The 15,778-nt window shown below is 38.5% G+C and carries 9 protein-coding genes; 1 reads left to right on the top strand and 8 read right to left on the bottom strand.

Features of this window, described 5'->3' with window-relative positions; genetic code table 11:
• Window positions 1-57: 57 nt before the first annotated feature.
• Window positions 58-2,835 (top strand): DNA polymerase I, encoded by a 2,778-nt coding sequence (gene polA / locus ACRD64_RS20355; RefSeq protein ID WP_430935496.1) that lies wholly within the window; start codon window positions 58-60, stop codon window positions 2,833-2,835.
• Between the two features lie 1,777 nt (window positions 2,836-4,612).
• Here the strand turns inward: polA and ACRD64_RS20350 are convergent.
• The 8 genes from ACRD64_RS20350 to ACRD64_RS20315 form a co-directional block, all read right to left on the bottom strand.
• The gene (locus tag ACRD64_RS20350) at window positions 4,613-6,625 is read right to left on the bottom strand and encodes a PAS domain S-box protein (protein WP_430935494.1); all 2,013 of its coding nucleotides are present in this window, start codon (window positions 6,623-6,625) and stop codon (window positions 4,613-4,615) included.
• A 92-nt stretch (window positions 6,626-6,717) separates the two neighbouring features.
• Window positions 6,718-7,593, bottom strand: a complete 876-nt coding sequence (locus ACRD64_RS20345) for an SDR family oxidoreductase (protein WP_430935492.1) — start codon at window positions 7,591-7,593, stop codon at window positions 6,718-6,720.
• Window positions 7,594-7,604: 11 nt separating this feature from the next.
• Entirely contained in the window at window positions 7,605-8,741 is a 1,137-nt protein-coding gene (locus ACRD64_RS20340) for a serine hydrolase domain-containing protein (RefSeq protein WP_430935490.1), read from the bottom strand.
• 12 nt (window positions 8,742-8,753) lie between these two features.
• On the bottom strand, window positions 8,754-9,371 hold the full coding sequence (locus tag ACRD64_RS20335) for a DUF3575 domain-containing protein (RefSeq protein WP_430935488.1): 618 nt from the start codon (window positions 9,369-9,371) through the stop codon (window positions 8,754-8,756).
• Between the two features lie 132 nt (window positions 9,372-9,503).
• The gene (locus tag ACRD64_RS20330) at window positions 9,504-11,300 is read right to left on the bottom strand and encodes a helix-turn-helix domain-containing protein (protein ID WP_430935486.1); all 1,797 of its coding nucleotides are present in this window, start codon (window positions 11,298-11,300) and stop codon (window positions 9,504-9,506) included.
• A 319-nt stretch (window positions 11,301-11,619) separates the two neighbouring features.
• Window positions 11,620-12,987 carry a TlpA family protein disulfide reductase gene (locus ACRD64_RS20325; protein ID WP_430935484.1) on the bottom strand — a complete coding sequence of 456 codons (1,368 nt, stop codon included), beginning with the start codon at window positions 12,985-12,987 and terminating at the stop codon, window positions 11,620-11,622.
• A gap of 12 nt (window positions 12,988-12,999) precedes the next feature.
• Window positions 13,000-14,328, bottom strand: coding sequence for a TlpA family protein disulfide reductase (locus tag ACRD64_RS20320; protein WP_430935482.1), 1,329 nt, complete (start codon window positions 14,326-14,328; stop codon window positions 13,000-13,002).
• A 70-nt stretch (window positions 14,329-14,398) separates the two neighbouring features.
• The gene (locus ACRD64_RS20315; protein WP_430935480.1) at window positions 14,399-15,553 is read right to left on the bottom strand and encodes a redoxin family protein; all 1,155 of its coding nucleotides are present in this window, start codon (window positions 15,551-15,553) and stop codon (window positions 14,399-14,401) included.
• Window positions 15,554-15,778 lie beyond the last annotated feature (225 nt).

Below are 15,778 nucleotides of genomic sequence, written 5' to 3'. Positions count from 1 at the left end.
CGAAAGACGGTAGATATTGTATTTTTCGCTGTATTTAAATCCTAATACTTTAATAAGATGGAAGATAACAAAAAGCTATTCCTACTGGATGCTTATGCATTAATATATAGAGCTTATTACGCGTTTATCAGAGCTCCGCGCATCAACTCAAAAAAGCTGAACACTTCGGCCATTTATGGTTTTACCAATTCGCTGCTCGAAGTGCTGCAAAAGGAGAAGCCATCGCATCTGGCAGTAGCCTTTGACCCTGCGGGGCCAACTTTCAGGCACGAAATGTTTGAACCCTACAAGGCGCAACGGGAAGCTACACCCGAAGATATAAAACTGGCCGTTCCATATATCAAAAGACTTTTGGAGGCGCTAAACATTCCGATTCTGGAGGTGAATGGCTATGAGGCGGATGATGTTATCGGGACTATCTCGCGCAAAGCGGACAAGGCAGGTTTTGAGGTATTTATGATGACACCCGATAAAGATTATGCGCAATTGGTAACGGACAATGTGAAGATGTTTAAGCCCCGTAGCAAAGGGGGTGGAATGGACATATTGGGTATACCTGAAGTACAAGAGAAATTTGCCATTGAAAAACCTACACAAGTTATAGATATTTTGGCTTTGATGGGCGATGCTTCCGATAACATCCCTGGCTGTCCCGGAATTGGTGAAAAAGGAGCCAAAGACATCATTGGCAAATACAAAAGTATTCCCGGCATTTACGAGCATATCGAAGAATTTAAGGGAAAGAGGAAAGAGAACCTCGTCAACTTTAAAGAACAGGTAGAACTGTCATACACCCTGGCCACCATTAAGGTAGATGTACCTATTGATTTAGATGAAGAGGCTTTAAAAGTTTCAGAAGCCAACAAACAAGAACTGATGGACTTACTCGAGGAATTGGAGTTTAAGAGCATGTTGGCTCGCTTTGGCTTAGAACCTGTACAAGTGGCCACTGCATCCCCCACTCAAGGTGATCTGTTTGGCCAGCCTCAGGTTGAAGAAACCCCGGTTTTTGCTTCTTCCCTAAAGACAATTAATGACCTAGAGCACAGCTATTATGTAGTGGATAACGATCAAGCCTATGCTTCACTGGCCGCTGAACTAAGTGTGCAAAAAGAATATTGTTTCGATACGGAAACGACCAGTCTTGACACCAGTATCGCAGAGTTGGTGGGAATTTCATTCTCCTGGAAAAAAGGCGAGGCTTATTATGTCCCCTTCCCGCAAGAACAGGAAAAAGCCATGGCACTGGCACAGCGTTTTAAGCTGGTGTTGGAAGATGAGAATATTGTTAAAATAGGTCAGAATCTAAAATATGATATACTCGTATTAAAAAACTATGGCATAAAGGTTAAAGGCAAGATATTCGACACCATGGTGGCCCACCATCTGGCATTGCCTGGACTGAAGAACAGCATGGATTTTATGGCTGAAACCTACCTGGGCTATTCTCCCGTAAAACTGGAATCATTGATCGGTAAAAAAGGTAAAGATCAGTTGAATTTCCGACAGGTTGAATTAAAACAGGCCAAGGAATATGCTGCCGAAGATGCCGATATCACATTGCAATTGAAAGAATTTCTGCAGCCTAAAATAAAAGAAGCCGGACTGGAAGAACTTTTCTACAAAACCGAGATGCCCTTGCTTTTGGTTCTGGCAGAAATGGAAGCCACCGGTGTAAAATTGGATGTGGACGAGTTAAAGGATTTTTCGGGAAGGTTAACCGTAAGGATTGATGCCCTCGAAAAAGATATTATAGGGATGGCCGGCATGGAATTTAACGTGGCCAGCCCAAAGCAAGTGGGCGAAGTGCTTTTTGAGCATATGAAAATTGACGCCAAGGCGAAAAAAACCAAATCGGGACAGTACAGCACCAGCGAAGAAACACTGACGAAGCTCAAAGGCAAACATGATATCATAGATAAGATTCTTGAGTTTAGAGGATTAAAGAAACTATTGAACACCTATGTGGAAGCCTTGCCGTTATTGGTGAATCCTAAAACCGGTAAAATACATACTACCTACAACCAAGCAGTGGTTGTTACCGGTCGGCTGAACTCCGTAAACCCAAACCTCCAGAATATCCCTATCCGGGACGAAGATGGACGTGAGATACGAAAAGCATTTATAGCCAGCGATGACGGACACGTATTTTTATCGGCAGATTACTCTCAGGTGGAACTTCGTTTGATGGCACATTTAAGTCAGGATACCCAATTGGTAACCGCTTTTAACAATGGCGAAGATATTCATGCCGCCACGGCGGCCAAAATATTTAAAGTTGCATTAGAAGAGGTTACTTCCGATATGAGACGAAAAGCTAAAACAGCCAACTTCGGGATTATCTACGGCATATCGGCATTTGGGCTGGCAGAGCGTTTGACCATTTCGCGTAGTGAGGCCAAAGAGATTATTGATGGCTACTTTGAGAACTTCCCCGAAGTGAAAGCGTATATGGACAAGAGTATTGAGATAGCCCGTGATAAAGGTTATGTTGAAACCGTTTTCGGCAGAAAGAGGAACTTACCCGATATCAATTCGCGCAATGGAGTGGTACGTGGCATGGCCGAACGTAACGCCATTAATGCGCCTATCCAGGGTACTGCTGCCGACATCATAAAAATGGCCATGGTTAACATACAGGCCGAATTGGACAAGAGAAACCTTAAATCGAGGATGATACTGCAGGTACATGATGAATTGAACTTTGACGTTGTAAAAAGTGAGCTGGTGGAGGTAAAAGATATTGTGAAAAAAGGAATGGAAAATGCGTGTAAGCTTTCTGTGCCGCTATCGGTTGATATGGGAGTGGGAGCCAATTGGCACGAGGCGCATTAGTCAGTGGTCAATAAACCAGACATGAGATTTTGAGATAAGAGACTAAATAGCACTTAGCGAGATATTCCGCTTAAGTGCAGTCTCTGTTTATTTATGTCATAATCATGCATCTAACTTTACAATTTGATAGAAATAAACAGTGGGCAGTCCTTAAACAGTGGCTATAAGAAAAGGCAACAATTCTCTTTTAAAAACCCTCTAACTCTCCCGAATACGAGTTCGGGACAGGCTCTAAAGGGAGAACCAGAACTCCCCATAGACAGCTAATTCCCCTTTACGGGTTAGAGGTAATCACTAAGGAGAATTTATAGAATAGAGCGTTTTCGTAGATGCACTAAGTAGGACTAGTCATTGGTTAGTTATAATGTCTATTAACTAAAATTTAGAGGTACAAGTCATCATTTTTTGTATATTGAGAAGTATATATAAATATGTATTATGGCTTATAGCGAATACGCAAAAACGTATAAAACCACCTCCCCACCACTGCGTGGCAGTGCTCTCCTTGGCAAGGTGGAGAGCTGACTACCTAAACATGCATTTATTTACTAGTTTAAATTTCCTTAGCCAGAGGGCTATGGACGACAGACCGGCATCACATATTTATAGAGTTTATTAAGCATAGTACAGTGAACTGACTTTTATTACCATGAGAATTCAGCTTAAACCCGGATTATGTATTGGAGGTTCGTCATGAGCATTGCAAGTAAAATAAAACAAGGCATTACTGAAACGAGGCATAGCATCGTTCTGGTGAGTTGAAGTGATGCAACGAAGTGTCTTGTTTTGAAGTAATTTCAATGTGTAATAGAAATTCTAATGCATATTGCGGGTTAAACACATATTCATCTTTAGTTTATTTTTTTTGAATTGTTTTACTAATGCTCAACATAACTGGAATAGCAAAAGCTGGAAAAAAAATAGCATTGGGTTTGCTTGCACTTTCTCCGGTGAGCGAACAAAACCAGTTGAAGAGTTTACACAAATACCTTTAAAGGGCAATTATAAAAAGATGAGAACCTTACTTTATTTGACACCCCTGCATATCAGTTTATCTCGGTTTTTACCATTGAAAACCTGGCGCAAGAACGAGATGTTTTTTTAACAATAAAGGAGACGCATCGTATTTCATAAATTAAAGAATCTGAAGAACTTGTTCTAATATGTTCAAGTTGCACCTATTTTACAGAAATCCCACTTAATATCCTTTTTGATAAGATTTTAGAATACAAACATTTTATTGGGGCCGAAAATTGGTTTGAATATTACTATTCTAACAGAAAGATATACAAACCATAAATTACAACTGACTTATATTCACATAAGGGCACAATTGTATATGACGTTTTTGAAGTGGACGGAACTCCCATATTATGAACAGACCGCACTGAATATAAGATTACTGAAATAAAAGATTTTATTGACTTTTCTTAAATTATGGTGTAATTTTTATTGCTGATATTGCCTTGATATGAAACCGATGAAAAATCACCCTTTAAGAAAATTTTATCTTATTGTATTTCCAATATTGATCGTTTTGGCCATCGTATTAACCAAAACAAAATATTCGGATATCAGATCTTAGGAGAAGCAAAGAAAGAAATTTATGGATTTTCACTGGAGCAAACAAAATCCGTATTTAACAAAGCCAGCGATATTAATTCAAGTGGTCCCTGGCGTGTAGTCTTCGATTCTACATCTAACATTATAGGGGTGCTGCTTCATTCTAATTATTATTCTCCGGAAGTTAAGGGATACCATGGTAGAGTCCCGGTTATCATTGCGGTTGACACAGACCATCAATAGGCAATCTAACAAAGAAGGTTGTCCCTTTACCTGATTCAGATTCCAGCAATATGCTACCTCCCAGCATTTCTACGAATGACCTTGAAATAGCCAGCCCCAGTCCGGAGCCTTCATATTTTTTTGAAGTGGTGGTATCGGCTTGCACAAACCTGTCGAAGATAGATTGCTGACTATCTTTCCTGATACCAATTCCCGTGTCGGCAACCGCAAATTCTATTTCTTTGCCAAATTGTCGGCATTGCAATGTGATGCTTCCTGTTTCAGTAAATTTGACGGCGTTACGAAGGAGGTTGGTTAAAATAGAATTTAGTTTGTCTATATCGGTTGTAATCTCAGAAACACAGTCTTCTCCACGTTTCATTAATAAATCGATCCCCTTATTTTGTGCCTGAGGCTGAAAAAACTGATAAAGCTCGTTAACAAATTCGTTTAAGTCCAGCTTTTGTAAAGAAACCTGAATCAACCCCGACTCAATTTTGGAAATATCGATGATATCGTTAATCGTATTAAGCATCCGTTCACCGCTCTTATGGATCACTTCCACAAATTTTTTATGATCGTCTCCTGCCAAATCAGGATCTTTCAACAAATCGGCAAAACCCATTATACCGTTTACCGGTGTTCTGATCTCGTGACTCATATTGGCCAGGAAAGCAGACTTTAAACGATCACTTTCCTCAGCCCTTTCTTTCTCTTTCAACAGTTCGGCTTCCGCCTTTTTTCTGGCTGTAATATCCAGAAAACTTTCCAATATATACTTTTTCCCCTCTATTACAACCGTTTGTGCATTTTTTAAGATTGGTGTTTTTCCCCCGTCTTTGCATTTCACCAACGTATCCATCCCGGAAAATTCCACCTGGCCTTGCTCCCAAATGGGGCAATCTTTCGATTGGGCCCCTTTAGGACAAACGATATCGCAATATTCGCCTTGCAATTCATCAATGGAAAAACCGGTAATTTCGCTGGTTCTATCGTTTACCCTATATATTTTATAATCTTCCCCAATCAGCAGAAACCCACTGGGCATGCTCTGAATCAACGTATTCATTAATTGTTCCGAGTCTGACAGTTTTTTGTTTTTCTCTACATAAGCAGAAATATCGCGGAGGATAACCAGGAAAGCCGGCCTACCTTCAAACTCAATAGGAGTGACGTTAATCTCAATTGGAATCCGCACCCCACTCTTTGAGATTCCAACGGACTCGTAAACAGTGTCGACTTTATCCCCTTTTAGTCTTTTATAATGTATATCTTTTATACCTTCCAATTCTTGCGCGGGCACAAACCGGGTAAATTCCTTTCCTATAAATTCACGCTCACTATAACCAGATGCCCTAATTAAGGCAGGATTCACGTATTTAACAATGCCCTCCTGAAGTATAAGAAGCGGGTCGCTCAGAGAATTAATAAGTGATTTATATTTAAATTCGCTCTTTTTAACCAAATCCTTTTCATGCTTAAAAGCTTTATAAGCTATGATATTAGACAAAGCGACACTAATAGAATGAGCTATTTCTCTATAGGTTTCTGTTTCCAACGGTATAGATAAATTCGTATTGGGAACCGCCGAGCACAACAAACCACGAATAACATTATCTATCTGCAATGGGGCAATAAATGATGTCCAACTTTTTTTACACGCAAAGCTGAGCTTGCAATCCATGATTGGATTTTCAAAAGTGACCAGTTTGTTTCTTTCCAAAGCAACCTGATAATGTTTTGGCAAAGATCCTTGTAAGATTTCTTTCTTTAACGCCTCAAATCCGGATACCTTGCCCGCATTTTCGATTTGAATAACCTTTTGTTCCGAATCAAATAAAACAATCCACGAAAAAAGATATCCTTTTGAATGTATCAATATTTTGCATACCTGTTGTACTAAAACTGTTGCATCTTTTTCAACCATTAAAAGTTGATTGATTTCCCTTACTGTATCCAGTGTTTTACGCAAATATTGAACATTTGAATCGTCACTTTCACTCATAGATAAAATTAATTAATTGAGTTAAGATTAACTTGTTCAGTTTTTTTAAAGGTACTAATTCATTTAATCAAAGGTTATTATTTTTTATACAATTATCGTTTTGTATGAGGAAGGGATGAAATCTGGCTTTTAAAGAAATCGTTGAGTTTATGCTTCCCGTAACTAATCCCTACCATGTCATTTTCCATGGCAGTAAGAAAAAACTCGATACTGCCATAGGTTTTACTTGTAGTAAAAATACGCATTACTTGAATAACAAAGCGTCTAATCCAGTCGGGTAAGTGCTTTATATTTATGGGCTTGTTATAGGCTTGCAAGGCTATTTGAGCTATTTGCCGATGGCTTAAAACCTCTGGCCCGCCTACTTCTATTTCCTGCTTATCGGTTTCCACTGCATCAAGGCACACCTTAGCCAGATCTTCACCGTGAATAGGGTTCATTTGTTTTTTCCCATCTCCGAACAAATAAACTTTTCCTTTTGCAGCCATATCCAAGAAATCCTTCATATCAGAAAAAAAACCGGTAGGTCGAATAATCGAGTATTCCAATCCGGATGCTTTTAGTTCATCCACAAATCTTTCCTTGGCTTCGCAGATTTTGAGTTGTCGCATGTTTTGGCCATTCAACACGGATATATAGATAAACTTCCGAACACCGGCTTTCTTGGCTTCTTTTAATAAATTGGCATTCGCCTGGTAATCCACATCCATATAGGTCAGGCCGTCTTTTTGCCGCGTTATCCCTAACGAGGATATGACGGTATCCACACCGACAAGTGCGCTGCTGATAGTTGTAGGTTTATTAAAGTCGACCCTAAGTTTTAACAGATTGGGGGAGTTTACTTCAGACAACTTATTGGTGTTACGGGCCACTGCAATAGTAGGCAATCCTCTTTGAATTGACTCTTTTACCATGTATTTGCCCAAATACCCGGTTGAACCTGCAATAACCACTTTATTTATATTCATCTCGGTATTATTTATTTGAGTTGCAACAATATCTTTACCATTAACAGTACGGACTCCTTAACCTGATTGGTTTGGTTAAGTGTTCCCGATAAGTAGACATCCAACTGAGGACAGTAATACATAAAGGAGGCTGTACTTCCGGAATGGCCTATTAAAGTAAGCTTTGGCAGCATTGGAAACATCTCCCTTAGCTCAAATTTTCTCAACCCTAAACCATAATACATACTTTTTGATTCCGGTATCCAATTTTGCATAAATTCCAAAGATACATTTGAAATCAATTTTTCAGTAAATAAAGCGGTTTGAAATTTATTGATGTCTTCTGTTGTGCTAACAAGTCCTCCTCCGGCCCAGTCGGCACTTAAACTTTTCAATGCACTAACTTCAATCCTACCTACATACATTTCTGCTATTTTGCTTGTGGGCTTAAGGGGTTTAGACCTTAGGTTCATGTACGTATGATGCATTTGTAAGGGCTTAAAAAAACGTTCCTCAAAAACGTCGCACAAGGCTCTACCACTCAATTTTTCGATGATTAACCCCAACAAAATATACTCAGTGTCTGTATATCGATAATCAGTACCTGGTTTAAAGTTAGGTGCCATTTTATGTTTTGAGAATACAATTAACTCATTGGGCTCCCAAAGTTTTTCGGGCTCAACTAAAAGCATTTCCATCATATTGGGTGAACCATCTTTAGTTTTCCCCTCAAAATAATCGGGCAATCCGGATGTATGTTGCAGCAAATGCCTGACGGTTATTTCATTAGAATAATCAGTGTCGTTTAGCATATGCAAACCCTCCATCACTTCACACGAAAGATACTGCCCTATGGTATCATCTATTTTTAGCTTACCTTCTTCTGTTAGTTGCAGAATAACGGTGGCAGTAAATGTTTTTCCGATACTGGCCAGGTAAAATGGGTTTTCAGATGAAACCTGACTACCATCTTTATAATCACCTCCGTAAAAGCTCCAGCTAATTTTTTTGCCTGGAGAATAGACGGATAAACAGGCATTATGCACATCATCTTTTTTCAGTTCTTTTTGAAAGTACTTTTTCGTCTTTTTATAGCCTTTGTGATTCTGCTCGGCACTCGCATTAACTGAAATAAATATGGCTATCGTTAAAGTATAAAGGCAGTTCATAACTTGTATTGATTAAAAAGTATAACCTATAGAAAGTTCTCCCATAAAAGGATTGATAAAATCGTATTTCTCTTCAAATACATCAATGGCAGCTTCAACTTGCGGGGTTGAATTATGAACATTACGATCTTTCCAGGACACACCGTAACCAAAGGCTGCAGTAGCTGTCAATCCACACTCCCAAACCCATCGTTTACCGGCATTTAATCCAAAAGTAAAATCCGGCAATTCAAAATCAAAATTGGTGTTGTCAATTTTTCCTTCGCCATTGTACCAGCGATATCTTCCGTACGCACCCGCAAACCAACCTTTCATACCCGCTGTGATATGATACCGGTAATTCAGCACCACCGCCTTGCCATTGGCATCAATATTAGCATCGGAATAGGTTTTAGGAATGCCTTCGTAATCGAAACGAACCATAATCCCATGATTGGGTTTTAACAGGTATTCGTAATTAGCAGAGACAATACCAAAAGCAACCCCAAATGGGCATGCATTAAAGGCATGTCTGGTTTCTTTTCTCGCCTCAAGCGTAGTTTCTTCGCTATATTGAGCGTTTAGTAGATTGATGGCACATACACACATCAATAGTCCTAGTAACAGTGTTTTTTTAAAATTGAATTGCATTGTTTATAATTTTAAAAATTAATTGACAATACAAAGATGCGGCCTAAAAAAGACCTATGCGTCCGAAATTGTAAATATGGACTAAAAGGTGAAAATCAGCACGTCAGTGGTGAAAATCCGTACTTTGGATAACTAAGCAGTTCTGGCCGATTTTAGCCAGGTTCCGGGCGTTACGCCTTCCGCTTTTTTAAAAAAGGCATTAAAAACGGTTTTAGAATTAAATCCGCTTTCATAGGCCAACCCGAGAATGGTTAGGTGAGCAAATTTTTGATCTACCGCAATTTGTTTGAAGTGTTGTAAGCGATATTGATTAATAAACTCATTAAAATTTAACTGGTAACTTTCGTTAATGAGGTATGATAATTTATTGGGATGAAGATTAATTTCCTCAGCCAGGCTGGTTAAAGATAAGCGTGCATTCAAAAAAGGTTGCTTTTCTTTAATAAAAACCTCTAGTTTTTCTTTTTTAAGCTCCAGCTCAGATTCATTCAGCTTACTCCCTTTGTTATCCTTAATCAAGGGTATTTGGGGCATTTCGTTTATTTTTAAGTGGGCCTGATAAAGTGCATCAAAATCCTTTCTTTCTTTCAGTTTATACAAAAAAGGCTCGTACCTGTAATTGATGATTTGTCCGCGTTTTTGCGCCACATATTGCCAAAGTAATTCCATTGCCTCATCTTCATGATTGGAATTAGCCAGAATAAATATCTCGTAAGGAACCAGTTGGTTTTTATCTGCGGCGACATTCCTCCATGACTCCAGGATGGATTTATCCATTTCGTAGTTTTCATCATTTACAGCATCAAACAGCAGTTCCTGCAGCTGGGTATCTTTCCTGTTGCCAAGACATGCCTTAAAATCATGTTTTCGGTTCAACCAAATTAAACACATAGCCTTTAGTTCAACAGCCAGTTTGAACTCGGGTGTAGTACGCAAACACTTGTCGATATGTACCAGTGCCTCTTCAAAGTTTCCTTGAAGATAGTTAACGTTACCTAAGGTATAATGATGATTAGGCGAAAGCGGATCAACCTCAAGTGCCCTCTTGATATATATTTCAGCTATTGAAAAATAGCCATTTGCAATGCAAAGTTCTGCCATGGCCTCCAACGCATCCGAATATTTAGGGTATTCCATCAAACATTGTGACAGTTGCCTGTAACTTGATTCAAAATCCCAATCGCCCCAAAAACTCTTTCCGATATAGGACATCGAATATTCCGGAAGCTTCGTATCTAATTCCTTCGCCTTTAAAAAATTCGCTCCCGCCATTTCAAATCCTTCCCGGGCATCCATAAATCCCCAGGCAGCCAATAGGCCATAGCACTGCACGTTACCATAGTACGACCTGGCATATGTTGGATCAATCTTGATAGACCCATTATAATATTCAACGGCCTTTTTTATGCTATCCGGGGTCCATTTTAACTGAAAGTATCTTCCTTTTAAGAACAATTCGTAGGCATCCACCTTTATGGTACTTTGATCTACCAGGTGATCCTGAATATCAAAGTGTCCCACATTCCCTCTAACCTGATCGGCAATTAAAAGGCTAACCTCATCCTGTAATTGAAAAATATCTGTCAGCTGTCGGTCAAAATTATCCGACCATAAATGAACGCCGTCGGCAGCATTAATTAACTGGGCAGTTATCCGCACCTGGTTATTGGACTTTCGAACACTTCCTTCAAGAATGGTTGCTACTCCCAATTCCTTGCCAATAGTGCGTATATCGATATTCTTACCTTTAAAGGCAAAGGAAGAAGTTCGGGCAATGACTTTTAAACCTTCAACCCGGGTTAAGGCATTGATGATTTCTTCAGAAATACCATCACTAAAATACTCGTTATCAACGTCCGGGCTCATATTCACAAAAGGAAGCACAGCGATTGATTTATTGGCCTTATTTAATGAATATTGGTTTTGCATTGGAATTTATACCGTCAATTAATTGATGTTGCTATAATAAACAATTCTGACTACATACAAAAACGCTTGTTGAGTAGCTTTGTTCAAGCAAATAATCCCGGCCATTAAGCTGACCGGGATTCTCGAACAAATTCACAAACCAATAATAATCATTGCAGGAAAACGCCAAATACTGTGTTACTCCCATTTTCGAAACAGTCATTTACGATTAGTAAAGTCCTTTGTTTCAAACTAATTGAAAGCCTCCGCTAACACGGAGCAGGCTTTGTCATGGAAGTTTTCATATCAAAGACATAAGAACTTGATTTTTTTGCAGTTACTAAATACCTAACGCATTAAAAAGGGTAATCAGTTCAGGATTGGACGGACGAGGCGCGCTTTTAGATACAATATTTCCTTCCGGATCAATTAGAATAAAGCGCGGTATACCTGAAACAGCATAAGCATCGGTAAATTCTTTGTTATTGGCTATCAACTGAACCCCACCGAGCTCTTTGTCGGCCACCATCTTCTTCCACTTCTCTTTGTCCTTTTCCACATCCACCGAGATACTGACAAACTCAATTTTTTTACCGTGATATTTGTGCTCAACCTTTTTCAGGTGAGGTATCTCAGCACGACAAGGACCACACCAGGTTGCCCATACATCGATGTATACATATTTGCCCTTAAAATCATCAAGCGACGAAGTCCCACCTGCGCAATTTTCGTAATCCACAAACTTTGGCGATGGTTTGCCCTTATCCAATTTACCAACCTTATTATATAGTTCGGTAACTTCAGTTATAGACTTTTCATCATTACAGCACTTTTTAAACTCCTCATATAAGGCATCTTTATCTTCGGCATCTGCCAACCTTTGAAGCATGGTAATATGACCTAATTTATTCTTTACATACTGACTGTTTAAAGTGTTGAGTACTTTGAAAAAACCAAGAACTTCCGAGGACAAACCTTCCTCTTTATATAGTTGGTTACCTTTAATAGATAAATAATTTCTGGTAAACATGTAATAATCTGATGAATATCTATATAGCTTTTCATCATCGAGGTTAACTTTATCCAATTCTGCCAATAACATTTCTGATGGTTTATAGCTATTATCTTTCGACATATATGGATAATAACTAACATACATGGCCAGGTCGGAATAATATTTCATTTCAACCGACTTTTTCTCCAGTTCTTTTAGTGAATCAGGAATACCTGTAACTTTTTCAAACTCCTTGATTAAAGCCGCGGTGTTTTCTTTGGCTACCTTCATAAATGCAGTCTCTTCCAAGGTAAATGTCTCCTGCATTTTGGCTCTTTCATCATTACTCAATTTTGTTTTAGTTATTAAATATTGGTTAAATGAAACCAAGTCGCCCCCTAAAGTTAACGTATTGTCAAAATCTTTGGCATCTACCGATATTTCAATAACACTGCCTGCAAGCGCATATAAGCCCGCATAATTTCTTTCGTAAATAAAGCTGAACTCACCCGCTTTAATAGTATCCACAAAAGCACCCTGTTCATTTACTTTAAGTTCAGTAGTCTCCCTATCTACATCTCTTATCCATAATTTGCCAGCATCATTATTCTGGATGGTTCCTTTTACAATAGCATAGTCAATTTCCTCCTTGGGAGAGCATGATACCATCATTAGGACAGATAGTATACTAAGTAAAAAATTTAGTTTTTTCATTTTCTTTATCTGTTAAATATTTTGTTTGATCAATTCTTCAAAACGCTCATTGGATGGAGCAGGAGCAAAGGCATCGATAAAGTTTCCTTGTTTGTCGATAATCATAAAACGCGGAACTCCAAACAGTTCATACTTCGCAAAATTCGTTCGGTTACAAATATACTGCTTCGATTTTTTTTCGTGTTTCGCCAAATACTTCTTCCAGGGTTTATCACTTGAATCTATACTGATGGAGATAAACTCAACCGCTTCGTTCCCATATCTTTTCGCTAATTTTTCGAAATAAGGGGATTCAGCAATACATGGCCCGCACCAGGTTGCCCACACATCAATTACCACCAATTTTCCTTTTAAGCTGGCTAATGGTGTAGCCTTACCATCTTCAGTATTAAAAGCTAATTCAGGCGCAGGCATACCTGGCATAAGGGCATCATATTTGCTAAATGCCTTGCTAATAATTTCTTTGTATTCCGGCAATAGTACTTCTTCCTCTACTTTTTTCTTTTCTTCCAATACTTCTTCAATAGGACCTTTTGACGAAAGTGTCATATTTAGTTTAAAGGTACTAATAAAGTCTTTGATAGCCTGATCTACATTTTCTTCACCCAATTCCTCAACACAAACATCACAAATACTTCTGTAGGTATCTACGTTTAGATAATCTGCATCTCCGCCAAGCTTCAGGTATTTTTTTACGGTTGGTTTAAAATAAGCATTTGCACTATCTGAAAAACTTTTAATTTGATCCTGAGGTATTTTCAAATAATACGTAGCATAATTAGAATAGGAGAAATATGAATTTGCAGCGTCAAACTGAATACGCCCGTATTCCATTTTTTTGAATTGTTCGCTCACGCCCGACAAGGTATCTAATTTTTGTAAAGCCTCTGAAATTTTCACTTCCAGCAACTCCTTTACTTTTGGAAAATCGGTATCGGGTTCAAAAAACTCCCTGCCAATATAAGATCCTCCCTTAGGAAACGGTTTTGCTCTTAAATACATACAGGCAAGCGCACCATCACCTTTAAAACTTCCGGCATTGGGATCATTCATATCACAAAACACTTCTAATTCATCACCAGGTGTTAGGTAAAGGGTATTTCTTCCTAATCTAAAGTAGGCAGGTGCATCCAATTCAAAAGTAATGTCAAACTTATTCTGTTCATCCGAGGTTATAGTCTCACCTTCTCTTAAAATATATCCTTCAGGGGTTTGCTTGCCCATAGATAATTCTGTACCAAAATTTTTGAGTTCCCCATAAAGGTGAACTGTTTTTGGTAATGGTTTTTGGCAGGATATAAACCCTATTGTTACACAAAATGTTATTAAAATACTCTTCATTATCTTATTTTTTATGGTTTTATTCTTCATTTATCATATCGCGAAATCCTCAACCAAACCTATCAACTTTCTACTTTCCCATCAGTTTTTCCACTTCCTCATAAAAACCTTCTAATTCACCTACCGAGCGCATTAGTATTTTTCCGTTTCTGTCGAGCAATATTTTGGTGGGGTAACCTTGTACGTTGTACTTGGCAACGTAATCCTGGTCGTCTTCGCCCACCATTATATTTGGCCAGTCAACGCCTTTTTTATCCATCATTTTTTTCACAACCTCGGCATTTCTGTCTTTCGCTAACCCAACAATCTGAAGTCTGTCTTTATATTCGTCCCTAAACTTTTTCATTTCGGGCATGCCGGCCACACAGGGGCCACACCAGGTTCCCCAAAAATCCACAATTACAAATTTACCTCGTAATGATTCTAAGTTGAAATTGGAATTATCCAATAAGTTGATCCCTTTAATTTCAGGAGCCATCATTCCTACACCCGTTTCTTTAAAACCCTTCACTCTGGCAGAAACCTTTTTATAATAAGTTAGGTCGATGTACTTGTTATCGACTTTGTCCATTAACTCGGCTACTTTTTCAATTTCAATCTGAGAACGGATAATCATATCTTCCATTAACCAAAGACCTGCCACTGTGGAAGCATTACTTTCCAGAAAATCTTTCTTTTTTTGAAGAACCTCATCAAATAGTTTCTCTGCTTTTTTGTTATTGACTTCCTTCTGCGCTTCAGTTAGCGTTGAATCTACAGCATTGCTTACGCTATAATTAGCCATTTCATTCATTAATGGATAAATCCACTTATTCATATCGGTCAATACTTCGTTTTCTTTATCCCCGTAAGGATACGCATCACAAAAATCGCTTGCCTGTCCTTTTATTTTTATATTCGCTCCGGGATAGGCAATATACTGGAGCAATGCCGACTTTGCAGGAATAATACCCCTTCCAACTTTCTTTGTTAAGGCATCCGACCTAAAGGAAACCGTCACCACTTGTGTTTCTTTTATTTCTGCCTCATAATTGAATTTACCATTCTCAAAAGGGATTTTTTCAAACCGATATCCTCTTTCTGCATTAGCATCTTCAACATAAATATATCCGGTATCTACATCTAAACCTTTTATTTCGCCAGATATTTTGTAGGATTGCGCTTTGATATTGCAAAGCGATAACAGCGTAAAACTTAATGCAATTGCTAGTGTTTTAATCTTCATTTTTTTAGTTTTAATTGAAGCTTAGGTACGATTGCATCGTAGCTTAACTTCATGGTATAAAATAGTATTTTATCCTATATAGTCTTTGCAAGAAAACTCTTTAAAATATGAAATACTCTACTATTTACCCCTAACCTCCCGAATCAAGTTCCATAGCCGTTAACTTAAGGGAACCTATTGGTACAAAAACACATACACAGACGGACTTCCCCAATGAGGAAGTTT

Source organism: Saccharicrinis sp. 156, from assembly GCF_050589685.1.
GTDB lineage: Bacteria > Bacteroidota > Bacteroidia > Bacteroidales > Marinilabiliaceae > Saccharicrinis.
This window is presented reverse-complemented; position numbering and strand designations above follow the sequence as displayed.